Annotated in this window: 20 protein-coding genes; 16 read left to right on the top strand and 4 right to left on the bottom strand. The window is 48.3% G+C overall.

Features of this window, described 5'->3' with window-relative positions:
* Window positions 1-260 precede the first annotated feature (260 nt).
* The 16 genes from HBA55_RS26810 (at window position 261) to HBA55_RS26735 (ending at window position 19,584) form a co-directional block, all read left to right on the top strand.
* Window positions 261-2,717 carry a flagellin N-terminal helical domain-containing protein gene (locus tag HBA55_RS26810; protein WP_166997834.1) on the top strand — a complete coding sequence of 819 codons (2,457 nt, stop codon included), beginning with the start codon at window positions 261-263 and terminating at the stop codon, window positions 2,715-2,717.
* A gap of 310 nt (window positions 2,718-3,027) precedes the next feature.
* Complete coding sequence (locus tag HBA55_RS26805; protein WP_166997832.1) at window positions 3,028-5,448, top strand: flagellin N-terminal helical domain-containing protein; 2,421 nt, start codon at window positions 3,028-3,030, stop codon at window positions 5,446-5,448.
* Window positions 5,449-5,532: 84 nt separating this feature from the next.
* Entirely contained in the window at window positions 5,533-5,922 is a 390-nt protein-coding gene (locus HBA55_RS26800) for a flagellar protein FlaG (protein WP_166997830.1), read from the top strand.
* 251 nt (window positions 5,923-6,173) lie between these two features.
* Window positions 6,174-8,561 (top strand): flagellar filament capping protein FliD, encoded by a 2,388-nt coding sequence (gene fliD / locus HBA55_RS26795; RefSeq protein ID WP_166997828.1) that lies wholly within the window; start codon window positions 6,174-6,176, stop codon window positions 8,559-8,561.
* A gap of 153 nt (window positions 8,562-8,714) precedes the next feature.
* Window positions 8,715-9,716, top strand: coding sequence for a UDP-N-acetylglucosamine 4,6-dehydratase (inverting) (pseB, locus tag HBA55_RS26790; protein ID WP_166997822.1), 1,002 nt, complete (start codon window positions 8,715-8,717; stop codon window positions 9,714-9,716).
* The gene (pseC, locus tag HBA55_RS26785; protein ID WP_166997812.1) at window positions 9,713-10,858 is read left to right on the top strand and encodes a UDP-4-amino-4,6-dideoxy-N-acetyl-beta-L-altrosamine transaminase; all 1,146 of its coding nucleotides are present in this window, start codon (window positions 9,713-9,715) and stop codon (window positions 10,856-10,858) included. The genes pseB and pseC overlap by 4 nt, the downstream gene beginning before the upstream one ends.
* Window positions 10,855-11,727, top strand: a complete 873-nt coding sequence (locus HBA55_RS26780) for an aldo/keto reductase (protein WP_166997802.1) — start codon at window positions 10,855-10,857, stop codon at window positions 11,725-11,727. Before pseC ends, HBA55_RS26780 begins: the two co-directional genes overlap by 4 nt.
* A 5-nt stretch (window positions 11,728-11,732) precedes the next feature.
* Entirely contained in the window at window positions 11,733-12,512 is a 780-nt protein-coding gene (locus HBA55_RS26775) for a cytidylyltransferase domain-containing protein (protein ID WP_166997800.1), read from the top strand.
* Window positions 12,505-13,794 (top strand): aminotransferase class III-fold pyridoxal phosphate-dependent enzyme, encoded by a 1,290-nt coding sequence (locus HBA55_RS26770; protein ID WP_166997798.1) that lies wholly within the window; start codon window positions 12,505-12,507, stop codon window positions 13,792-13,794. The genes HBA55_RS26775 and HBA55_RS26770 overlap by 8 nt, the downstream gene beginning before the upstream one ends.
* A 1-nt stretch (window position 13,795) precedes the next feature.
* On the top strand, window positions 13,796-14,899 hold the full coding sequence (gene pseG, locus HBA55_RS26765) for a UDP-2,4-diacetamido-2,4,6-trideoxy-beta-L-altropyranose hydrolase (protein ID WP_166997796.1): 1,104 nt from the start codon (window positions 13,796-13,798) through the stop codon (window positions 14,897-14,899).
* Entirely contained in the window at window positions 14,889-15,944 is a 1,056-nt protein-coding gene (locus tag HBA55_RS26760) for an N-acetylneuraminate synthase family protein (protein WP_166997794.1), read from the top strand. Before pseG ends, HBA55_RS26760 begins: the two co-directional genes overlap by 11 nt.
* 3 nt (window positions 15,945-15,947) lie before the next feature.
* Window positions 15,948-16,628, top strand: coding sequence for a class I SAM-dependent methyltransferase (locus HBA55_RS26755; protein ID WP_166997792.1), 681 nt, complete (start codon window positions 15,948-15,950; stop codon window positions 16,626-16,628).
* A gap of 12 nt (window positions 16,629-16,640) precedes the next feature.
* Window positions 16,641-17,582, top strand: coding sequence for a methionyl-tRNA formyltransferase (locus HBA55_RS26750; RefSeq protein WP_166997789.1), 942 nt, complete (start codon window positions 16,641-16,643; stop codon window positions 17,580-17,582).
* On the top strand, window positions 17,582-18,223 hold the full coding sequence (locus tag HBA55_RS26745; protein WP_166997787.1) for a class I SAM-dependent methyltransferase: 642 nt from the start codon (window positions 17,582-17,584) through the stop codon (window positions 18,221-18,223). The genes HBA55_RS26750 and HBA55_RS26745 overlap by 1 nt, the downstream gene beginning before the upstream one ends.
* 5 nt (window positions 18,224-18,228) lie before the next feature.
* Window positions 18,229-18,900: a WbqC family protein gene (locus HBA55_RS26740; protein WP_338109472.1), complete on the top strand. Its 672-nt coding sequence runs from the start codon at window positions 18,229-18,231 to the stop codon at window positions 18,898-18,900.
* A gap of 12 nt (window positions 18,901-18,912) precedes the next feature.
* On the top strand, window positions 18,913-19,584 hold the full coding sequence (locus HBA55_RS26735; RefSeq protein WP_166997783.1) for a PIG-L deacetylase family protein: 672 nt from the start codon (window positions 18,913-18,915) through the stop codon (window positions 19,582-19,584).
* A gap of 1 nt (window position 19,585) precedes the next feature.
* Here the strand turns inward: HBA55_RS26735 and HBA55_RS26730 are convergent, their stop codons facing one another.
* Genes HBA55_RS26730 through HBA55_RS26715 form a run of 4 tightly spaced genes read right to left on the bottom strand, consistent with a single transcriptional unit; the run spans window position 19,586 to window position 25,067 of the window.
* Entirely contained in the window at window positions 19,586-20,488 is a 903-nt protein-coding gene (locus HBA55_RS26730) for a hypothetical protein (protein WP_166997781.1), read from the bottom strand.
* Between the two features lie 2 nt (window positions 20,489-20,490).
* Window positions 20,491-21,855, bottom strand: coding sequence for a DUF4910 domain-containing protein (locus tag HBA55_RS26725; protein WP_166997779.1), 1,365 nt, complete (start codon window positions 21,853-21,855; stop codon window positions 20,491-20,493).
* A complete protein-coding gene (locus HBA55_RS26720; RefSeq protein ID WP_166997777.1) occupies window positions 21,852-22,988 on the bottom strand; it encodes a sulfotransferase family protein in 1,137 nt (378 codons plus the stop codon). The genes HBA55_RS26725 and HBA55_RS26720 overlap by 4 nt, the downstream gene beginning before the upstream one ends.
* A gap of 48 nt (window positions 22,989-23,036) precedes the next feature.
* Window positions 23,037-25,067, bottom strand: a complete 2,031-nt coding sequence (locus tag HBA55_RS26715) for a motility associated factor glycosyltransferase family protein (protein ID WP_166997775.1) — start codon at window positions 25,065-25,067, stop codon at window positions 23,037-23,039.
* Window positions 25,068-25,209: the final 142 nt, after the last annotated feature.

Below are 25,209 nucleotides of genomic sequence, written 5' to 3'. Positions count from 1 at the left end.
ATACGGGCGGTGGATAGGGGGAAGGATGTTGCCGCTTTTCTGACGCAGCTCCACTGCGCTAGGCAAAACAAATAAAAAACTGCTTAAGAGTCAGCAACTTATCTTTTTTTAACGTGGTTGGCACAGCCGTTGCACTATCAGTGGTGTGGAAAAGATTTGAGGCGAAACCGGCAATTCACCGCCCGTGTTGCCCAAACAGTGAATCGGCCAATTTTTTAAGAAAAGCATTGGCAAGCTCTTAGGTTAATAGGAGAAACATTATGCCATTAGTGATTAATACGAACGTGGCAGCGCTGAATTCCCAGCGGCAATTGGTGAAGTCTGGCGAGGACATGACGCAAGCCATGGAACGCTTGTCATCCGGGCGGCGTATTAACACGGCGGCTGATGACGCGGCGGGTCTGGCGATTTCGAATCGGATGACTTCGCAGATACGCGGTCTCAACCAGGCGGTACGAAATGCCAATGACGGAATCTCTCTGATCCAGACAGCAGAAGGTGCGCTGGATGAGACAACCAATATTCTGCAGCGTATGCGCGAGCTGGCGATCCAGTCGGCGAACGGCATTTATGCCGACAAAGACCGCGCAACCCTGGATGCGGAGGTCCAACAGCTTCTGTTGGAGCTGGACCGTATTGCTGAGACCACCAGTTTTAATGGCCAAAAACTGTTGGACGGCACTTTGGGCAATGTTGATCTTCAGGTCGGGGCAGAAGCGAATCAAACCATCAGCTTTAGCATTCAGGCAATGAATACTGACGAACTGGGTCTCGGTGGCATTTCTCCAGACCTTTCCGGCGACCGGATTACACTGCCGTTGCAATTGGATGATGGTGACATTCTGATTAACGGTGAATCCGTTGCCGCATTCGATTCCACCACCCAAAGTTTGAGTGAATTGTTCAATGACATCACTGAAAACGTCGATGGAGTGACGGCGCAAGGTTTCAACGTGATCGAAGGGGCATCGGTGGGAACCGGTGCCTTGGACAGTGCCGGTCCTAACCCCGACGTGCTGAATATTACTCTGGCGTCGATTGATGGACAGCCCTCTACTACCTACAGTGTCTCTGGTACTCAGACGCTGCAGGAGATGGTTGATGCTATCAACTCGGTTACCGGAGGTGCTGTCAGCGCTGAAATCGGTGATTCCGGTGCGTTGGTACTGAGCAATTCTACTGGTGGGACTATCAGTGTCGGTATCGATACCGATGGCGATGGCACTTCTGATGGTGCCGGCGCAGCTCTGCTTGCAGGTGTTACCGGTTTGAGTAGCCCCAATGTGGTGGCTAACGAACATGTGTTCAACGGTAATATTGCCTTGACTTCAGATGATGGGCAGTCAATCACTATTACAGTTACCAAGGGGCCGGAAGGCACTGATGCTGATCTAAGCGCTCTGGGTTTCAGAGAAGTAGAGGCTCAGGGTGAGGTCACCGGCACAACTCTGACTAGCAGCGCAGGGGGTAATCAACTTACCGCTCTGGGTGTTAACGATCTGGTCATTAATGGCGTCGGAATCAGTACACTTGGAGCGACGAACCTGGTTGGTAAGGTCGAAAATATCAATGCCGTATCTGATGAGACTGGAGTGACCGCGACTATCGAAGCGGCGGAGTCTTACCCGGCTGACACGGATCATCAGTTTGTAGAGTTGGTCACCAGTGCTGGCGGCGCAACTCTAGCCACGACAGGAACCACTGTATTGACGATCAATGGTGTTGCGGTAACAGCAACAGCAGCTGGTTTGGATATGAATTACATGGTCGGCAAAATCAACGCAATTACCAGCTCACATGGAGTTACCGCTTATATTGATAGTAACAATGCATTACACATGTATTCCACAGGTACGATTACCCTGGCGGCTACGTCCAACGGCAACGCGGTAGAGGACGCGTTTGATCAGTTGGCGAACCAAGATGGTTCTGTAAATGCGGACTTGTCTACAGCCCCTTCGGTATCAATTGCGGCTGCGACAGCGGGTACGGCGGGGAGCATTGTTCTAAATGCCACAGAAGTCACATTAACGGATCTAAGTGATCTCCAACAGATCGTGACGGATGTCAATGCGGCTCAGGCAACGACCGGCGTTCGTGCCAGAGTGGATGAAAATGGTGAGCTGGAATTGTCAGGAACCTCAGCCTTTAATGTTGCCGCGGGTGATACTAATGGGTTGGCATCCTTGGATGTTCTTGGAATTAGAGATGCCAATGGCAATCCGATTAGGGACTCGAACGACGACGGCAATCTCAGTGATGAGTCGATTGTGATCAATCCACGCATTCTGTTGGACTCCGCTAACGACGCACCAATCAGCCTGGAAGTGACGGCCAACGGTACTACTGCCACTGGCCTGCTCAGTATGAATACGGACCTTAGCGAAGCGGTGACAGGCTCGTCTTTGTCGAGCATTAACGTGGCCACACAGGCCGATGCTCAGGCAGCCATTGACCCCATTGACCAGGCGTTGGAAACCATCAACGCGACCCGTTCTCAAATGGGTGCGGTGACCAACCGGCTTGAGTTCACCATGAGTAACCTGATGAACGTGTCGGAAAATACCACGGCAGCAAGATCGCGGATTATGGACGCGGACTTTGCGGCAGAGACGGCGAATCTGTCCAGAGCCCAGGTGCTGCAGCAGGCTTCCCAGGCGATGTTGGCACAGGCCAATGCACAGCCACAGCAGGTGCTGCAACTCTTGAACGGCTAATAGAAGACGTCAATATGAGTGGACTGGTGATAGGCAGTCCACTCATATTTTGGTAGAGGTACTGCAAATTCTGGTTATGCAATTTTGCTATATTAAAAATGCTTTTTATTGGTTTTATGTAACATATTGAAAAATAAGAAGTTTTTATTCTTTCCTTCATTTCCCTCTTAGTTACCCTGTAGCTAAAGTTCTCCTGTGTCTGGCCGACAACCCTTTCAGGAGCGTCTAGAACGCAACTCCTAAATGTCCTTCAATAGGGCTAGTCGTATGGCTGGCGTGTAGAAAGTACAACAATGAGCAGGAGTCTCTTATGGCTTTAGTTATTAACAGTAATATCCAGTCGCTCAATTCGCAGCGCCAGCTGGTCAAGTCCGGCATGGAAATGGATCAAGCGATGGAGCGTTTGTCTTCTGGTAAGAAGATTAATACCGCCGCCGACGACGCTGCGGGTCTGGCGATTTCCAATCGGATGACCTCCCAGATTAACGGTCTGAATCGTGCCGTGGCCAACGCCAATGACGGTGTGTCCTTGATTCAAACTGCGGAAGGTGCTCTGGATGAATCAACCAATATTCTCCAGCGGATGCGCGAACTGGCAATTCAGTCTGCAAACGGTATTTATGGTGATAACGACCGCGCTACTCTCGATGCGGAAGTTCAGCAGCTGGTGGCAGAACTTGATCGTATCTCCGAGACCACAAGTTTCAATGGTCAATTATTGCTGGACGGTACTCTGGGTGAAGTAGATCTGCAGGTGGGATCTGAAGCGAATCAGACAATCAGCTTCTCGATTGAGGCTATGGATGCGGATTCTCTTGGCTTAAATTCTTCCACCAGTTTTGATGTTTCTGGTGCCCGCTTAGATACTTCGTCTGCTGCGTCGATTGCTTTCGATGACGGTGACATTGAGATCAATGGTCAGGCATTGCAAGCTTTCAGCAATACCGCTAATGGCAACAATTTGCAGGATCTGATTGACGATATCAATGACAACGTCAATGGCGTTTCAGCAGAATTGATCAACACTGTGGAAGCGGCCAGTGTCGGAACTGGGCAACTGCTAGCAGGGGATACTTTGACCCTGACTCTTCATGGTATAGACGGCGATAGTGACCAAGTATTCACAATCTCCAACAAGACCACCGATAATATGCAAGAGTTGGCGGACCTAATTAACGACACCACTGGTAATTCCATTGCTGCCAGTGTCTCAGACGAAGGCAAGCTGGTGCTCGCGAGCGAAAATGGTCAACCCATTACTACCTCGGATACGGGAACATCCACTGGTATTACCGATGATTTCTATAACAGCTTTATCGCTCTGAGTTCTGACGATGGCTCTGAGATTGCTATCACTAAGGGTGCGGCTGGTACGGACGCAGATTTGGCAGGACTTGGTTTCCGAGAAACCACCGGCAGTGGCGAAGTGACCGGTACTGAGTTGGTTGCTACTGCGCAGGCCACCAATATCGCCGTAGGTGATGTCAAGATCAATGGCGTTGACATTGGAGCGGTGACTAGCGCTAGTCTGGTGGGTAAGGTTGATGCTATCAACGCCAAGACTGATGAGACCGGTGTTACTGCTAGCATCACTGCAGGCAATGCCTATACCACTGACTTTGCTGCAACTTCGTCCGAATTGGTCACCACCGGTTCTGTTGGTATCAGTTCCTCTGGCGCTGCTGAAACCGTCAGTTTTGACATTAATGGCGTAGCGGTGAGCCTGAGTGTAGCTTCAGCGGGGGGCAGTACGACCCAAACTGATATTGCTACTGCGATCAATGCAGTTTCTTCTGCCAGCGGTGTTACGGCCTATGTGGATGAGAATGACTTGCTGCACCTGTTCTCTGACGAAAACGTCACTATTAGTACGTTAGCGAGTACAACCGTTGGTGATGTTGCTGAGGCCGCGGTGCGTGGGGTTGTTAATGGATTTGACTCATATGATGGGTCACAGGCCTTTACGGTGACTGGCACCGGCACTGCCAGTACTCACTTTGCAGTAGCTGCTTCTGCGGTAACGGCAAGTGGCAGCATCGAAATCAATGGTACTAACATTACGTTGACGTCTTTGGCATCCATAAATGACGTGGTGACCAGTATTAATGGTAGCCAGGCCACTACGGGTGTAACGGCCAGCGTAGATGAAAATGGCGAGTTGGCGCTCAGTTCAAACTCGGTGATTACTGTTAAAGCGGGTGACACTAATGCTTTGACCAGTATGGTGGCTACCGGTATTGGCATTACCGATAGTAACGGTGACGGTAGTCTGGATGATGAGTCTGTGACGTTGAATGCCAAGTTGGAACTCACGTCGGAAGATAACCAGCAGATTCAGTTGGATTTGACCGCTACAGGTGAAATTGCAACCGGGTTGCTGGATATGAATACAGACCTAACAGGCGCGGTGTCGGGTAGTCCGCTCTCTCAGATCAGTATTGGCACACAAGCTGGAGCGCAATCGGCCATCGATACGATTGATAACGCACTGGAGACGATCAACGCAACTCGATCGGAACTTGGTGCGGCCAATAACCGACTCGACTTTACCGTTAGTAACCTGATGAATATCTCTGAGAACACCGCAGCAGCTCGTTCGCGGATTATGGACGCCGATTTCGCGGAAGAAACGGCTAATCTATCCCGTGCTCAGGTCTTGCAGCAGGCTTCTCAGGCGATGTTGGCTCAGGCAAATGCTGCTCCGCAGCAGGTACTGTCGCTGCTCCGTTAAGGAGAAGCGATTAGCTTTTAGTGGAGAGTCACTACTGGTAAAACTGGTGTGAGGCTCTCCCGGTTAAAGTTAAGAGGTTAACCCATGAATGAAGTGAGACTTTCTCCATCGGTAGCTAGCACCGTTACGGGAACGGCTTCATCGGCGGGTTCTGGCGACAGGCGGAAAGAAGTTGCGGATGCCGGCAACGTATTGCCACCTGAGAAAACTCAGGTTCAGCAAGCGCAGGAGGCGAAAGCAGCTGTTGCTGATGAAGCGGTGAGTCAGGCAGTCGCTGAGTTAAATAACTTTGTGCAAAATGAGCAGCGCGACCTGCTGTTTAGTGTAGATGATGGGTCTGGAGACATGGTAGTCCGGGTGGTGGACCGCGAAAGCGGCGAACTGATTCGTCAAATACCCAATCAGGTAGTGTTGGATTTAGCTGAAAGAGCTCGCATGAATGAGCCTCTGCAGCTGATCAATATGCACGGCTAATTGCTCAGCAATTGTAGAATTGGCTATCGCGCAAAAGGCGTACCTATGGTACGCCTTTTGCATTTGTGTTAGTGACAAATTCCGTCTAAAACTGTAAGAAACCTGTCAAATCTCGTTAGACGACAGTTTTTCGGGTATTAATTTTGGTATTCTGAGAGCAAAGTGGTCTTGTAGGTACAGCGCTTGAGGCCGATAGCTCTTATAGAAGGTTGATTGGTTCTTAAGGCCCAAGCAACGATAGGTTCAGAAATATGACGGACTCAATTGGAAGCAATATTATCGGAGCTCTGGGTGCCGGGTCTGGTATTAACTCCCGCAATATTGCTGATCAGCTGACAGAAATTGAGCGGGCACCTCGCCAGCAACAGATCGATGACAGTCGGGAGCAGTTTGAATCCCAGATTTCTGACTTTGGCCTTGTTCGCGGGGCGCTGTCTACTCTGCAGGATATGGCGGATACGCTTAAGGATTCAGCAACCTTTAACAGTAAGACTGCTTCTTTCAGTGACAGTGATGCGTTTATTCCTTTGGCGCTGGAAGAAGAAGTGCCAACAGGCAGCTATTCGTTTGAAGTAATCGATGTCGCCCAATCCCAATCATTGTCCACTGCGACCACTTATACTGATCCTACCGACGCAGTCGGGAAGGGTTCTCTAACGATTAATTTTGGCGCCTGGGATACCGGCAACCCTCCCACGACCTTTACTCAAGATACGAGCCAAGATGCCCTGGTAATTACTATTGATGATACCAATAATTCGCTTAACGGTCTTCGAGATGCCATTAACAACGCCGAGGCGGGAGTCACGGCGAGTATTATCAATGATGGTGCAGGGTACAGATTACTGTTAACCGCAGATTCCGGTCTAAATAACCAGATGGAGATCACTGCTGTAGAGGACGCGGGTTCTTCTGGGCTAGCCGCTTTCGATTATCGGAGCGGAGCCCAAACCATGGATCTTAGCCAGGTGGGCAAAGACGCTGAGTTAAAGGTGAATGGTCTTACCGTCAACCGTAGCGAAAATGAAATCGATGATGTGATCGAGGGTTTTCGTTTCAATCTAGCAAAGGCGGATCCCGGTAATATTGTAAGTGTGACGATAACTGAAGATAAAGCCGGCGGAGAGCAAGCGGTTCGGGATTTTGTTGATACTTTTAACGCCTTTTTGGAGGCCATCGAACCGGCGGTGGGTTTTAATGAGGAAGAACAGGACAATGGCAGCCTGTTTCGCGATCCCACGGCGCGATCATTACAGAGCCAGATCCGTAACTTGATCGCGAGTTCTATTCCAGGCCTTGCTGATAGTGGATTTACCGCATTAACCAATGTGGGTATACGTACCGAGCTGGATGGCACTTTGACGATCAACGAAGACGATCTTCGACAGGCGTTTGATGACAATTATGACTTGGTCAAATCCCTCTTTAGTCCTCAGACCAGTTCGTCCGCAGACAAAGTGTTAATCAACAGCTTCCGTGATGAAACCGTTCCCGGCTCCTATACCGTTGAAATTACCCAAGATCCGGAGAAGGGGCAGTTAGTTGGCGCTGCTGCTGCTGGGACGTTATTGGCTGATCTGGCTACTGCCTCAACCTCTGGTGATTATACCGGTGGTACTTCAACCTTTGCCGGCGGTCTAGATATAGCAACTCAGGGTAAACCGGCGGGAGATTACGATTTTGATCTCGCCATTGATGGCGGCACGGCCGTTACGATTAGTCTGCCCATCGCCGACTACGCGGACCGAGACGCAATTGCTACGGCCCTGCAATCGGAGATAGATGCTGCCGGACTGGCTGCCGATATCGTATACAATATTGATAAGTTTGTTGTTACCTCTCGCTCTACAGGTTCCAACTCCAGTGTTGCTATTAGCAATCTTGGTCCCAGCGCATCAGAGTTCGATTTCCTTGCAGGTTCAGCAACAGCGGGTACGGGTCCCAATGCCGATGACTACGATTTTACCATTTCGGTCAATGGTACTGCCTCGGGTACCATTAGCCTGACTAGGGGAGTCTACGCTGATGAGGACGCGCTGGCTGCCCATATTCAAGCTCAAGTCAATAACGATGCCACACTTAATGCATCTGGCGCTGATGTGGATGTTGTCTGGAATGGAGACCACTTTGAAATTACCTCTCGTACCTACGGGGCCAAATCTAACGTCAGCGTCACCGATGTCGGGAGCAATGCAGCCGATCTAGGTTTGGGAGCCGGCAGTAGCAGTGCCGGAAAGGATGTGGAGGGGACTTGGGATGGTGTAACCGGATTCGGAGTGGGCAATGTACTGCTGCCCAAGCTTGATACTGATCCTTATGGGCTGAGCCTGATTGTGCAGCCAGGGGCACCAACAACCACAATTACCTATTCCAGGGGCTTTGGCAGTGAACTGAGCTTGTTAATCGACAGCTATCTGGAGAGCAATGGTATTCTGGATAATCGCGAATCGACCTTGCAGAGCGAGATTGATGAGCTAGATGAAGATCAGTCGACGCTAGATCGCCGCATGGATGCTTTCCACGAACGGTTGATGGCTCAATTTCTGGCCATGGAACGCATCGTTAACAGTCTCAACAGCTCCGGCAGTGCTTTAGACGATATTGCCAAGCGCTTGCCATTTACCGCCAGCAGCAATTAATGGCACGAATAAATACGGGGCTGGGCGGCAGCGCTCGGAGCGTTTAAAAGTAGGGTAGGGAAAATAGGATTCGTGGCATTGATTGTGCATGCTTGAGAGGTAGTCAAACATTTGGCACTTTAGATTGACCGCAATGCGAACGGGAGCCCTATCATGTTCGATGACAAGTCCATTCTGATTACAGGGGGTACTGGCTCCTTTGGTCATAAATTCACCGAAATGTTGTTGAGGCGACATTCGCCTAGAAAAATCATCATTTTCTCCCGTGACGAACTTAAGCAATACGAAATGCAGCAGACCTTCAATGGGCCTGAAATGCGTTATTTTATTGGTGACGTAAGAGACAAAGAACGATTGACCCAAGCCTGTAATGGTGTGGACTACATCATTCACGCAGCGGCCTTGAAGCAAGTGCCTGCGGCCGAATACAACCCCACAGAGTGTATTCGCACCAATATTACTGGCGCCGAAAATGTCATTCATGCAGCCATACGCAATCAAGTGAAGCAGGTTATCGCCTTATCTACCGATAAGGCAGCTAACCCGATCAATTTATACGGCGCCACCAAACTGGCATCAGATAAGCTATTTGTGGCAGGAAATAATATGGTGGGGGCTGAATTTCCGCGATTCTCGGTGGTTCGATATGGCAATGTGGTTGGTTCCAGAGGCTCTGTGATTCCCTTTTTCAAGAAGTTGGTGGCAGAGGGGGCGGACAAATTGCCTATCACCGATGCGGAGATGACCCGTTTTTGGATTACCCTCGAACAGGGCGTGGACCTGGTACTCAAAGGGTTCGAACGAATGTACGGTGGAGAGATTTTCGTTCCAAAGATTCCCTCGGTGCGAATCCTGGATCTGGCTGAGGCGGTGGCACCTGGAATGCCCTATAACATTGTCGGCATTCGCCCAGGCGAAAAATTGCATGAAAAAATGATACCTCGTGACGACTCATACAGGACTCTGGAGTTTCACGATCACTATGTCATTACTCCGAGCATCAGCTTTCACGATGAAGCCCTTGACTATGGCTGTAATCGCTTGAAGGAAAAAGGAACTGCCGTGGAACAGGGGTTCAGCTACGATTCGGGTAAGAATCCCTGGTTTCTTAGCGTTGACGATATTAAGAAGCTTCATGATAGCGTACAGCTATGATTCCCTATGGTAAGCAGACGGTTACCGACGAAGATATCGCGTCCGTTGTAGAAGTATTGAAATCAGATTGGTTAACCCAGGGGCCAACGGTACCAAGATTCGAGCAGGCCCTGGCGGATTACACTGGAGCTAGTCATTGCGCCGTGGTTAGCAATGGTACGGCAGCGCTACATCTAGCGTGCCTGGCGCTAGAGCTGGGGCCCGGAGACTGGCTCTGGACGTCCCCCATATCTTTTCTCGCTTCTGCCAACTGTGGCCTTTATTGTGGAGCTCAAGTTGACTTTGTTGATATTGATCCTGCCGATGCGAATATCTGCCCTAAACGATTGTCAGAAAAGCTTGAGCGGGCTCAAAAATGTGGCCGTCTACCAAAGGCGGTAGTGGCAGTACATATGGCTGGAAATCCTTGTCAACTCAAGGAGATCCGCGAATTGCTCCATCGTTATGAAGTGTCGCTGATTGAAGACGCCTGCCATGCTATTGGGGCAAGGTACGACGAATCCCGCATAGGTGACTGTAGATATTCGGACATCACGGTATTCAGCTTTCATCCGGTCAAGGTAATTACCTCTGGTGAAGGAGGGGCGCTGTTAACCAATAGTGACATACTAAATCAACGAATACGACAATTACGCGAACATGGGATTTGTCGTGATCCACAAAATTTTATCCAGACTCAAGAAGGAGCGTGGTATTACGAGCAGCAGGAACTGGGCTGGAATTATCGATTGACTGATCTGCAGGCAGCATTGGGGCTGAGTCAACTGAGCCGTTGTGACGAGGCAGTGGCTGAGCGTAACAGAATTGCCCAAATCTATGATCAGCTTCTTTCTGAGTTACCTCTCGATACTCTTAAGCCGATGCCCGGACAACGCAGCAGTTACCATCTTTACATTATTAAGGTAGCGGAAGAGAAACGGGCTGGATTGTTTGCGCATCTGCGCAGTTCGCGCATAGGTGCTCAGGTACACTACATTCCCATACACACACAGCCGAGCTATCAAAAATTGGGATTCTCGTGGGGGGATTTCCCTGCCGCTGAATCCTATTATCGCCAGACGCTGTCTCTGCCTATTTTTCCTGGTTTGTCAGAGGCGGAGCAAGATCACGTAGTGGCTTCAGTGCGGGATTTTTTGTCATGAAGTTGGCACTGGGTACAGTTCAGTTTGGGACGGACTACGGTGTTACAAATTCCGCTGGACAAGTCTGCCTGGCAGAAATGGAGAGCATTCTATATTTGGCGGCTCAGGCGGGAATCGACACTTTGGACACGGCGACTGTCTATGGAAATGCCGAAACTCGACTAGGGCAGGTGTTACAGGGTAGTCAGGAGTTTCGTTTTGTTACTAAGGTGCCAGCAGGTGTTAGCGCTAATAACCTGTTGGAAGAAATCGGAGGAAGCCTGGAACGTTTACGCGTTCATAAGCTTGATGCCGTATTGTTGCATGATAGCGGGGATTTGTTAGCCAAAGGTGACGAACTTTACACCGGCTTACAATTGGCTCGCCAAGCGCGACTGTGTGAGCGAATAGGAGTGTCTTTCTATAGTGACGTGGAGGCATTGAACCTTATTCGGCAATTTCCAATGGACCTAATTCAGGCGCCAATAAATTTGCTCGATCAGCGCTTTCTGAGCGCCGAACTAAGCTCAGCATTGACGGACAATTCCGTGGCTATCCATGCACGTTCACTATTTCTGCAGGGGGTTCTGGTAACACCGTTAGATCGGCTGCCAGATTACTTTGGCGGTTACAAATCTGTATTGGAACCATTGTGGCAGATGGCGGAAAAGCACAGTGTGGGCGTTATGGCGATGTGTTTGGCGTTGGCCCGTCATTGTCCAGTAATTGAACGAGTAGTAGTTGGTTGCTGTAGTAGAGATCAACTTACCCAGATACTGGAGGCCTGGGAACAGGCGGAGGGTCTTACCGAAAAGCTTGATCTACAAGCGTTTAGCTGCGACGACCAGAATCTTGTCATGCCGACTCATTGGCCTGAATTGAAGGTGTGAAACACATGATAGTTGCAATTCTTCAGGCACGACTTTCATCTTCTCGATTGCCGCGCAAGGTGCTTAAACCAGTGTTGGGCAAGCCTATGCTGGAACTGGAAATAGAGCGCATTCGTCGCAGTCGTTTGATTGACAAACTGGTGGTAGCCACCACCACTGAGCCTATAGACAAATCTATTGAACTCTTGTGCACTCGTCTTGAGGTGGATTGCTTTCGAGGCAGCTTAGATAACGTGCTAGATCGTTACTATCGGTCTGCGGTCAATAGTAAGGCTGACCAAGTGGTAAGGCTGACAGGCGACTGCCCTTTGATTGACCCTCAAATCATCGATCAGGTGATAATGCTACATTGTGAGACTGGATCTGACTATACCTCTAATGTTCTACCACCGACCTTTCCCGATGGACTCGATGTGGAAGTAATGACTTTCTCTGCATTGGAAACCAGTTGGAAAGAAGCTCGTCTACCATCGGAAAAAGAACACGTCACCAGTTATATAGAAAATCATCCACAGAAGTTTCGAATTTCCAATGTGTCCGCGAAGAGTGATTTTTCGAACCATCGTTGGACCGTCGATGAAGTCGAGGATTTTGAGCTGATTAGCCATCTGTTTGAAGCTTTGTACCCATCCAATCCTGAGTTTAGTATGGAGGATGTTCTTCACTATCTTGATTCCCATCCACGGGTTGCCCAGTTGAACAACGGTATTCAGCGTAATGAAGGGATGCAATCATCCCTGCAAAAGGATCAGTCGTACCTGCAGAGAGAGAAAGCCGATGTCTAGTCGCTACTACAGTTCGGAGCAATTATTAGAACGGGCGCTAGGATCGATACCTCTTGGTTCCCAGACCTTTAGTAAGAGCAAAACGCAATATCCGCTGGGTGTTTCTCCTTTCTTTGTGGAAAAGGGCTGTGGCGCTAGGTTGTGGGATGTGGATGGCAATGTATATGTGGATTATGTCAATGGACTGTTGTCAGTGCTGCTGGGTTATCAGGATGCAGAAGTGGATGCTGCGGTCCGCCATCAAATGCAGTCGGGGGTGACTTTTTCGCTGCCTCATCGACTAGAAATGGAAGTGTCTGAAAAGCTTGTGGAAATGATCCCCTGTGCTGAGATGGTACGCTTTGGAAAAAATGGGACAGATGCCACTTCCGCAGCTATCAGACTGGCAAGAGCCTACACGGGACGAGATCAAGTGGCAGTCTGTGGTTATCACGGTTGGCAGGACTGGTATATCGGCTCCACCTCTAGAAATTTAGGCGTACCTGCAGCTGTTCGAGCGCTTACCCACAGCTTCCAGTACAACAATATCGAATCACTCCGACGGGTGTTTGAGCAACATCCCGGTGAAATTGCAGCCGTGATACTTGAACCCATGAACTTGGAGTATCCTCAAAATGAGTTTCTGCATCAAGTCAAGGATCTAGTTGCGAGTCACGGAGCACTGCTGATTTTTGATGAAACTATCACGGGTTTTCGCTTTGCAAGAGGAGGGGCTCAGGAGCTGTTTGAAGTGACTCCTGATTTGGCCACTTTTGGTAAGGGGATGGGCAATGGCTATCCAATTTCCGCAGTTGTTGGACGTCGGGAAGTCATGCTTCTAATGGAGAAGATTTTTTACTCTGGCACTTTCGCCGGCGAAACGCTGTCACTTGCTGCGACGAAGGTCGTGCTGGACAAAATTAACGAGACGAATCTACTTTTTGAGATGCATAGCCGCGGTGAAATGGTCATAACCGGTTTGAGGCGGATCATCGGACGCCTGGACGCAGATGAGATATTTACTGTGTCAGGGCATCCTGCCTGGTCGTTTCTCAACATCAGTGATGCTGGTAACTGTAACGAATGGCAGATCAGAACACTTTTTTTACAGGAAATGTTTACTCGTGGGATTCTAACCCTGTGCAGCCACAATATGTCATGCGCCCACGGTGATGCTGAGGTAGAGCAATTATTGAACGCCTATGAAGCAGTGCTGCCGGGACTGGTTGAGGCAATCCGTGAGGAGCGTGTGGGCAGCTTGTTGAGGGCTGAACCATTGGAACCCCTGTTTAAGGTTCGTTGATATGCCTTTAGCCGCATTTCGAGCCGATGCTAGCCATCAAATTGGCTTAGGGCATATTATGCGCTGCTTGGTGTTAGCAGATGCACTGACCAAGCGTGGTTGGCGATCGTTATTTTTGTGCAAAAATCACGATCAACACCCTCAGCAATTAATCGCCGCCAGAGGGTACCAAACAATGTTGCTGCAGTGCGACGCTGTCACTGATTCCACTGCAGCTTACCAAGGCTGGCTAGGCGGAGCTACGGAGGACGATGCCCTGCAGTCATTGGCATTGCTAAGGGAAGAGAGTGTTTCATTATTAGTGGTGGATCATTACGCGTTGGATGCCAGATGGCAGCAATTGTTGGCGGATGATGTGGGGGCAGTTATGGTCATGGATGATTTGGCCAATAGATCGCATCATTGCCAACTGTTGCTGGACCCGACCCTGGGGCGTCACTCTGACGAATATACTGATCAGGGCGCGGTCGCCACAACAATGCTATTGGGACCCCAGTACGCTCTTTTGCGTCCGGAATTCGCTATGCTTGCCGGAAATGCCAAACGCAAACGCAGCAAAGGTTCCGATGTTGATAATATAGTAATTTCCCTGGGCGGAAGCGATCCACTGGATATCACCGCCCAATGTGTCAAGGCTCTATCGCACCTTGTCTTACCTGACAACCTCCAGGTTAGGGTTGTTCTTGGGAAGAATTATCGATTTCTGGAGTCATTGGAGAAGACCCTCAAGTGGCTCCCTTATCGTTGCAGTCTCCATGTGAATGTATCGGATATGGAAAACTATCTGTTGGAGGCGAATATTGCTATTGGGGGTTCAGGGTCCAGCTCCTGGGAGCGCTGCACTCTTGGATTGCCAACGTTGCAAATTGTCGATGCAGACAACCAGAGAGAGATCGCCAGAAACTTGGAATCTTCGGGGGCAATCATAGCGATGGATGCGAGAGCTGGGTTTAATCGGCGTGAGTTTATTGAAGTTTTGTCCCGTATGATCGGTGATTCGCAGTTACGCCAGCAAATGTCAGCAGCAGCTTTTAAGGTTTGTGACGGACAGGGGACTGAACGAGTGGTGAGCGCAATATTGGAGTCTGTAAAAAGTGAACAATAGCATCAGCATAGGTAAGCGTTCCATCGCAATGGGGGCTCCAGCCTATATCGTCGCTGAGATTGGTCTGAATCACAACGGTGATATGCAACTTGCACGAAAGACCATCGAAGAGGCCCAAAGGGCGGGTGCGGACGCAGTTAAATTCCAGAACTACGTCACTGAGGATTTTATTACTGATCGCAGCATCACGTATGAGTACTTGTCTGCAGGAGAAAGAGTCGTTGAGTCCCAGTACGATATGTTCAAGCGTTGCGAGCTAAGTCGTGAGCAACTGGGTTACCTGTTCGACGTCTGCAATGAATTGGAGATGGATGTTCACTCTACCCCGACTACAGCACAAGGAGTAGAGCTACTGGCGGAGTTGGGGGTTCGAGTGCTCAAGAATGGTTCTGACTTCCTTGGTAATCTTCCGCTGATTCGGACTATGGCCATGAGTGGTCTACCCACGGTATTGTCGACTGGAATGGCCACTATTGATGAAATTCATGAGGCGTTCAGTGCTTTCGAGTCGGCTGGCGGCACAGATTTAATATTACTGCACTGCACCTCGAGTTATCCTACACCGGTAGAAGAAATCAATATCCGCCGTATTCAGTCAATGGCGGCGGCCTTTGGTGTCCCCGTGGGCTTCAGCGACCATAGTGAAGGTGTTGTAGCTGCGGTCATGTCTGTGACACAAGGTGCCTGCTGGGTCGAAAAACACTTTACTCTGAATAAGGAGCTGCCGGGACCGGACCACTGGTTTTCATCCGATCCGGAAGAGTTCACCCAGTATGTACGCAGTATCCGTATAGCCGAGCGGGCGATGGGTAGTTCCAAAATTGCTCCGACATTGTCAGAGATGCAGAGTCGAGAGGATTTCAAACTGAGTGTTGTAGCACGTTATGACTTGGAACCTGGGACCATATTGAGCGAGGAAAATTTAGCGGTTTCGCGACCTGGTGATGGTATCAAACCGGCACACATGAACTATTTGCTGGGCAATCGACTGACTAGGGCAGTAAAAAAAGGTCAGAAACTGTCTTTCGAATTGGTTGGAGGATAACGTATGGGTTATAAGATCGACCCCGTATGGGAACAAAAGTACAGTGAAGGTCACAGGGAAATGTATCCTTGGGATACCGTAGTAAGCTTTGTTTTTTCCAATTCTCCCAAGGATAAACCCAGAAATCAGGTGCGTATTTTGGAAGTTGGTTTTGGCACGGGCTCTAATCTTTGGTTTGCGGCGCGCGAAGGGTTTCATGTTTCTGGCATCGAGGCTAGTCAATCTGCGGTAGATTTTGCCCGTAGAAGATTTGAACAGGAAAACCTGAGAGGAGAGCTTCTGCAGGGCAGTTTTACCGATTTGCCTTTTGATACAGATTCTTTCGACCTTGTGATTGATCGCGGTGCCCTAGTCTGTGTTGGCTGGAGTGATCATAGGGCTGCGATAGGGGAAATTGCCCGAGTACTAAAACCGGGAGGACGTTTTCATTACAACGGATACTGCGACAGTGATTCAAGTTTACGGTGCGCGACTCCGGCAGGTGATGGATTAGTCAAGGATATTCGGGAGGGTGGGTTGGCAGGAGTGGGACAGTTGCTGTTTGTTTCCAGGCGAGAGGTGGGCGATCTGTTCAGAGATGGATGGAAAACGTTGTCTCTATACCGGCGCGAATTCACAAATATGGCTCAGACCAATGGTGATATTCATGCCCAATGGCTTGGAATTTTTGAAAAACTTTTCTGAGTCTACAAATTGATGAACTCCGCATTGACTGTCGCTTTTATGGGAAATCATACCGTCGGTGTGGAGTCTCTGAAGGTCCTATGCAATCACCCGAATGTTGAGGTTGCAGGTGTTGTGGCGCATCCACCTGACCCGGAAGATGGTGTTGTTTATGAATCCGTGTACCAATATGCTAAACAGCAGGGACTGGAAGTCATAAGGGGGCGTCCAGAGGAGCTGCAAGTAGCATCGTTGCTAAGACAAAAGCCGCTGGATGTGATTTGGGTAGTTGATTACAAATACCTCATTCCGGGGGCTGTTTTGGAGCTGGCCAGTCAAGTTGCAATTAACTTTCACCCCAGTCTCCTGCCTCGATACCGTGGGCGAGCCCCAATTAACTGGGCGATCATAAAGGGTGAGAGCACTATCGGTCTAACGGTGCATCAGATTGATTGCGGAATGGATACAGGGGATATATTACTGCAGCGAACCGTACCTCTGTCTGCACAGGAAGATGTAGGCGATGCACTGGAAAAACTCTATCCGCTCTATGCATCCATGAGTCATACACTGGTGGATCAGATCGTCCGCGGTAATACTCAACCGCGAGCTCAGCAGCACCAGATGGCCACTCAGTACCCTCGACGAACTCCGGAAGATGGTTTGATCGACTGGAATCAATCCTCGCAAGAGGTATTAAATTTGATCAGAGCTGTGGCCAAGCCTTATCCGGGTGCGTTTAGTTTCTATGATCAACATAAATTGACGATCTGGAAGGCGAAACAGGCTGGAATGGACACTGAGCTTCAAGAGTATTTGCAGAGAGTTGGCCCAGGCGCAGGTGATCTGATTATCCTTCCGTCTAAGAGAATTCTGGTGAAATGTGGGCAAGGGCAGTTGGAACTGGTTGACTATCAATGCCAACTTCAGCTGTCAAATGGAAAACAACTTGGACTGGACAAAGAGATTAGCTAATGAACGACGTGCGTAACAGAGAAACCACCGTCGAATCCATTTCAAATTATTACTCGAAATTGGTAGCGGAGCACGGGAACAGTATTGAGTCAGTGGATTGGGGTGGTAGAGCCACACAACGTAAGCGCTTTGAAGTTCTGTCCGAAATTGATTGCTTAAGTGGCAAGACATTACTGGATGTTGGTTGTGGTTTGGGAGATTTTTACCAGTACCTGCTGGAGCATTTCTCTTCTATTGACTTTACCGGGGTGGATATCACGCCGGGGATGATTGATGTCTGCAACTACCGCTTTCCAGAAGGTCAGTTCAGGCTCAGAGATGTGATAGCTAATCCTCCAGATCAATCGTTCGACTATGTCTTTGCCAGCGGTCTTTTCTATCTCGTACACGAAAATCCATATTCTTACCTGCAGCAACTGGTGCAGCGGCTCTTCGACCTCTGCGAAATTGGCGTGGCATTCAATTGTCTAAGCAATTTGGCCGGGGGAGCGGAGGAGCGGGAATTTTACGCAGATCCTGGAATGGTTCTGACGCTTTGCCAGAACATCAGTCCTTACACAGTTCTTAGGCACGATTATATGAGCAACGACTTTACGGTCTATATCTATAGAATCTCTCGGTTTGAGGGGAATGCGCCTTGAAACTTGTGATCAGTCAGCCTAGGTTTGTCCCGGCACTGAATTATCTGGATCGATTTCGCTTGGCCGACACCTTTGTATATCTCGATAACGTTCAATATACTCCAAGGGATTGGGAAAATCGAAACCGCATACTTACCCGGAACGGAGAAGTCTGGTTAACGGTTCCAGTGATCAAAGTCAGTCAAAATCAGTTGATTCTAGAAACACGGATAGATAATGGACAAAGCTGGCAGCGAAAATTACTCAACACTCTGCACCATGCCTACTCCAAGGCTCCCTACTATGTGGAGGTAATCGATGCATTGGAACAGGCTTTCGCACAGCGATATGATCGACTAATGGATCTGAATCATGATCTTATCAGCAAATTTCTCAATTGGTTGTCAGTCGATTGCTCGATACAATTCGCCTCTAATCTGAATCTTCGTGAGGATCTTAAGGGCGAGCAACTGTTGCTGGGCATCTGTAAGGTCTTGGGAGCAACTGAATATATCTCCGGTTCATTGGGGCGAAACTACCTGGAGCCTAATAACTGGCGTCAGGCATCTGTCACCTTGTCTTATCACGACTATCAGTGCAAGAATTACCCGCAGTCGGGCGAGGACTTTGTTCCATGGCTGAGCTGCCTGGATCTATTCTTCAATAGCGGGCCCAAAGGGGCTCAAGGCTATATTTGACTGGGAGAACTGATGAAGAAAGTACTAGTGGTAGCTGCCCACCCTGACGATGAAGCTTTAGGCTGCGGTGCCAGCATCGCCCTTCTGGCGGCACAGGGAGTTGAAGTTGAAACCATGTTTTTGACTGATGGTGAGAGCTCAAGGGACAGTGTGAGTTCCAAATCTGTTAGTAAACGGCGCAAGTCGGCACAAGCTAGCGCTGCGGTTCTGGGCATCAAAAAGCTTCATTGGGAAAATTTCCCTGACAATAAGATGGACTCTATCGCATTGCTAGATTTGGCTAAATCCGTGGAGAAGGTAATTGCTGAGTTTCGTCCCGATACCGTATTTACGCATCACGGAGGCGATTTGAATGTGGACCATAGAAAAGTACATCAAGCAGTGATGACGGCTTGTCGACCGCAACCGGAGCAATCTGTCAGGAAAATCTTGACCTTTGAAGTGGCTTCAAGTACCGAATGGGCTTCCAGTGCTATGCCAGTGTTCCGACCTAACTTCTACCAGAATATTGAATCTAGCCTGGAGACTAAGTTGTTGGCGCTGAAGTGTTATGCTGATGAGCTGCGAGAATTTCCGCATGTTAGATCATTAGAATCCATTCAGGCGCAGTGCCGTCGGCGCGGCTGCGAGGTAGGGTACCCCGCAGCGGAAGCATTTATGGTTGAACGCTGGTTGTCTGGGTAGATTATTGGCCCGGTGCCTGAAAAAAACTGCCCGTACTGATAAGGCTGTTATGGTTCTGCTTCAAAAATCTCAGCAAATCTTGGGTGTTAACAGTTTTTCCCGTCTGTTTCGTCGCTGTCAATTTTTCGAATTCGTGAAAGATCAGCGTGTGTGCAGACATTTCTGTGGCAACTTGATCCTTCAGGCTCGGAATTCGTGGGTTGGCTTTGACGTAATCACATACCGAAGTATCCTCCTCATTAAGAGCCAATATTTCATCTCTGTATTTTTCACCGTCGTAACGAAATTCTGGCAACGTCTTATTTACTCTCTCAGCAAGCACATTGGGCAGCTTATACAGAGATAGGTAGACAGCCAGTAATTCATTAACCAGTGTAAAGTCTGCATAGGAATGGAAATTTTGCTGAAGATTTTCAATGACTGATTGGCTATCGCAAAGTGTGGTTTCCATCGCTTGCGGATGTAAACGTTTGCTTATTAGATTACAGTTTTCTGGATTTCTGAAGAAGGCTTCAAAGCCTTCGTCTGAGGGCTTTTCCTGGGCACGCATACACGTATAGGTATAGTGTGATTTGACTCGCGAGTATGGATGCCGGAAGAACGCCGTTAGATGATAGTCTCTCTCCAGGATTTTATGGGCACCATAGGCAAGCCGCGGAGACGTGACGAAATGAAAGGGGTGCCCCTTGATTTTGTGCAGATCTTCCAGCGTTTCTATCCTTAATGCCAGAGTTTGACCCTCTTTAATGCTGTTGAATGTCATTGTCAACGGATTGGCGAAACTAATCCCCCCTGTTTTCTGAAGATGGTAAAAAAATAGGGGTTTAGATGGGTCCTCACTGTGTTTGCTCTGACTGCAAATCAGTTTTAGTTCTTTGTTCTTGGCAGAAGCATCAATAATCATAATTATCTGGAAAACTCTATAAGTGATTTCTCTGCCAGGCGTGACAGATAGTTACGGACAAAGAAGAAAGGTAGTTTGGTTCTCTTAGCGATATTCAGAAGGGTGTGGCTGTCTCCATCTGTCAGAAGGGGACTGATTTGGTTCATCAGGTTGTGACAAAGTTGTGGATGGCTACGAACATAGTCAACTTCTTCACCTGTTAGGTCTCTAAACAACTCTTCGTCGGAAAGTTTGGTGGCATTCAAATTGTAAAAGTCGATGTATAGATCGATCGAGGGATGACTGAAGCAAGGCAGGCCGCGGTATTTGCTCTTGACTTGATAGTTGTTCTCCACAACGTCCACGATTCTTAACACAAACTCAATGGATTCTTCTATTTTGTCTGGCAAAATAGAACTGAAATTGTCCAATGAGGTATGATAACCGGGTAGGGGATGCCTAGCTAGCAACCCGCAACGAATATCCACGCCTGGAGTTTCGAATGCAACCTCATCGTTGCCCCAGAGTTCCCTGAAAGGAGTACAAATATTGGGTTCGTTGCGATACTCGAATAAATGGCCTACCACTTGATCAATCAAGCTGTTGTTCGGCTGGCTGCTCTGCTGGTAGGCCATGTCGGAATCGCAGCCGGGTGCTGCGATAAACAGTGCTTCCAGTATAGTTTCAATGGGTTGGGTATCGCAATATGCCACACTGCCAATAATTTCTATACTATTTAGAGCGCGATAGGTGTAGTAGGTATCCTTTCCCTGCAGCCGTCGAATAACCTCGTTGGCGACGATACAGCCTGTTAAACCGTCATTGCACTGAGCTGGGTGATCGAAGTGGCCCAACAACAGATAGCTCTCTTCAGAATGCCCTTTTTTTACGTACTCCAATTGAGTTAGTTGTGAATCGCTGAACTGTGTAGAAATTTCGACTTGATACTCGTCCTCTGTCAGATTATCGAGTTCATGCTGAGAGAGACAGAAGCCCCATTCACAGTCCCAATGGCGGTATTGGTTGCGAAAATGGAACGGAATTGCATTAGGGTGGTCGGGGTCGGTGGTTATATGCTGTAGCAATTGAGCCCGCTTGACCGTGCCCTCGAATGATGGTGAATAACTATAGAGGCGAAGCGGATAGTCATTAAAATCGACTACGGTTCTTCCACTTAAAGTGCAAAGACGGGCGTGGTTAACCGACCATTTTGGGGGGATTTCCCAGCTGCCAAGAGCACCAAAGCGTGCTCCTGTTGGATAAGATAACAGTTCGCTACCTTGGTAAAGCTCCTTAGTATGACGCAGAGCCATAAGGGTGTCGTCGCTGACATGAACCCGGTTAAGAGACCAGATTTTTTCGATCAACTCCATATAATCGGTGATCATGAATCCGAGACCACTATTTGCAAGTCGTCGGCTAAATCAAGTGGCACTTCGTTTTTTACGGAACTCAAGCGTAGCTTTTCAATGGTCACCTGTTTATGAAATTCGACGATGCTTTCATCAAAATTATAGGGTTTTATCCATTCGGCGAGTTCAGCGGTGTCCAGCCGGGTGAAGTACGTTGTAGCTCTATTTAGCAGAGATTGGCTGTCATTGCAGGGCTGGTAACCAAAATGATTCATCCAGTCATGGCAAATAAGCTCGGTTAGGGAGACATCACTGTCACTAAGTTTACTCTTCCATTTTTCAACCGACAGGGTCTGAAACTGTTTGCCATTGTCATAAGTATAGGAACTATTTTGACTCCAGGGTTTGCCTTCGCCATCTTTGAAACTCGCAGCATCGAGAAAATCTCCGTGCATCTCAAGACCGATGAATTCACACATTTTACCCGATTCGAGTTTCGGGTCTGTAATCAGGTCCTCATACCTGATTATGTGAACACGCTCGGGATAGTATTGCTGGAGTTTATTGGCGAGAAATGCGATTTTCCGCCACTGTCTAGCCAGAAAAAAGATCGGGTAGGGTTCATCCGTCGAATTCTTAGAAGCAACAACTGCTCTCGGGTCCCGGACTATGATTAGACATTTGCTATTAGATATACCTTGGAGTAATGCGGAGCTGAACTCTGTTCCCCAAACTTCCTTGAAGCCAATACAGGTCTCGCTGATTCCTTTGGAATAGGTTTCCGAGATGAGTTTAAGACCATAGTCAAGTGCTTCTGCGTAAGTGTCAGTAGTATTATTTACGTCAACCTTATCAGCCCACAGATTGGAATAGGGTTCAGCGCTGGATTTAATTGTTTTCCAGAGTTCCTTCTGTTCGCCACCGATTGGCAGGTCTAGTTTTCCATCTATGACTTCCCTTAATTTGGAATATTCGAGGAAATAGTCATATAGCGGTGCAAATCGGCTACAATTACTGTCGTCCCGGATGCAGTCAAATCGAAAGCTGTTGATCAATGGTCTCAAAGGATCGCTGGCGAAAGCTATATTCGGGTGATTATTGAGCATTCTGGCCAGCAATGTTGTTCCGCTTCTGAACATGCCACTGACGAAGAGCACAGTTTTATCCATATTTAATCTCGTTACCGTCGATAGCTCTGGAAGGGCAAGTAATACATGTCAGTAGTCCCAAATGACCCCAGTTTTGTCATTTTCAAGCAGTCGATTATCTACAAGCTCGTAGGCTTGAGTCACAAACCTCTCGAACACTTGGCGACAGAATTCATATTTTTGTCGGCACTCGTCTTTGTTGCTTTCAAATAGGCAGGCGCGGGTAAAAGCTGTAAAGAAAGAATTGACACTACCACGAATTAGCATGGCACTGGTGGCGGAAGATTGCTCTATAGCTTTGATGTTAGCAAATACTCGATTAAGATCTTGCAGAATGTCCACTGGGTTGTCGAGCCCAGCGGTCAGTTGCAAATTAGGGCGTAACGGATAGAACTCCTGAAGGTACTTGCTTCTGATGGCGTCAGCATCCAGGTGTTTGGCCTCGTAGCTTAGGAAGCTGGCCGAGAGCAGTTCGTCCAAATATTCGCTTTTTGCACGTTCCTTTTGGCTTGGATTAAAATCCACTAAGTGCAGGGGAGTTGCCCCTTCAATGAAGGCGCCATCGTTGAGATTATAAATCTTTATATCACGACCTTTCTTGACGAAACCAATGATCGCTTCCATATTGCTTCGCGAGGTATCAAAGTCTGTATTAGTGATGATTTTATCTCTAAAGTTACCTTTTCTCTGATAGGTGTTTTCTTTATAGCGTTGACCAACAATGTCCTGAGTGCTTTCTTTCATTTCATAGTAAAGGCTGTTCTTCGAGTGGTGTTCATCCTCATTAATCATTCCGAGGTCAACACCAAACAGGTATATTTCCATGAAGCCGAGGTAGATAGCAGCACTTAGGCCGCTGTTTGTCACAGTCGGATTGCAGAAGCCGAGGGGAGGAAGCTGGCAGCCCAGCTCCGCATTGATGATGTCCGCGCCGAGATCGTTGGGCTTGTTAAAGATTGCCTTTCGATCAAAGAGTTCAAAGGTATTGGGAGAGACAGTGTTCAGCGCGATCAGGGTAATATCCCTGAGGAATTCATCGCTGGTTCCTTCTTTTAGCCAGTCTGCGGTGGGGCTGGTGCGCTCCATTTCTATGTGGACGTCTGGCTTGAGTCCGGCACGGTAAAGCGTGGGTGTTGCACTACCACAGGAAAAGATTATTACCTGATCCTGAATATCTTTCAAAGTATCAATCAGATTGTCTAGTGAGGGACCATTGCCAACAATAACTGCAGGTGGCAAGTCAAATTTCTGTTCACTTCGTTGAAAGATCGGAATCCCAAGATTGAGGTTATTGGCAGAGTGAGCGACGCTGATCTGCTCATCTTCCAGAAATCCGATTCCGGTCAAGTTGAGGTGGTATTCTTTGAGATAGCGCTCGACGAAAGCAGCTTCGTCCTTGCTTTTGAAATGCCGATAGACATAGGTGAGGGACATATTGAATAATCCCAGCTTGTCTCCCAGCGAGCGCATATCTAGGAGGGCAGCTTCCTTACTCATGCCAATGTAAAACTTGATGGTTCCACCTTTATCGATATAGGAGCGAATAATGGGTTCCCAATTGATAATATGCATGGATGCATAAAAGGAATCCGGGTGTGGATCGTAAATGCATAGATTCTGAATGTTGAGATTCAGGGTCAGAGATTCTATGTGGTATCCCAATCCACAGCCAGTTATCAGCATCAGTCCAATAGGAGCATCGCAGTTGACGGTCGGATTGTTGATAGAGCGGTCATACTTATCGAGAACCTGATTTACCAGTTCGATTTGAAAGAAGCGTTTTTCGGTGTCCTCAGTCTTTTGCAGCTGAACAATTGGCGCAAATGGTTTTGCTAGATACCTGTCCACCTGTTCCGAGCAAAATTCGACAGGGTTCTTGGGATACACAGGCTTATTATTAAGCTGAAAATTAACCAAATTTACTTCGTTGTTACTGTCGTAACTTAATCTCAGTTCCTCTGGTGTGTAATCCAGAAAACGTTCATGTAACGCCGGTGCGACAAGTTTCAATAACTCCATATTTTTCTGAAACTGGACTTCCATCTGAAGCTGGCGGTGCTTCATTTCTGCCTGACGCAGCAGTTCGTTAATATCCGTCATCTTGGTCATACCGGTATTGAGAGGCTGTTAACAGTGTAGTGGTTTATTGACGCTAACCCACAGTCTAGCTTTTAAAAGCAAAAGGCGTACCCACAGGGCTCTCTAGACTCGTAATTTTGTCGAAATTAACCTTCAAGTTTCC

This window comes from Pseudomaricurvus alkylphenolicus (assembly GCF_011683955.1).
Taxonomy (GTDB): domain Bacteria; phylum Pseudomonadota; class Gammaproteobacteria; order Pseudomonadales; family Cellvibrionaceae; genus Pseudomaricurvus; species Pseudomaricurvus alkylphenolicus.
The sequence above is the reverse complement of the archived record's forward strand: the minus strand, read 5'-3'. Positions and strand labels throughout refer to the sequence as shown.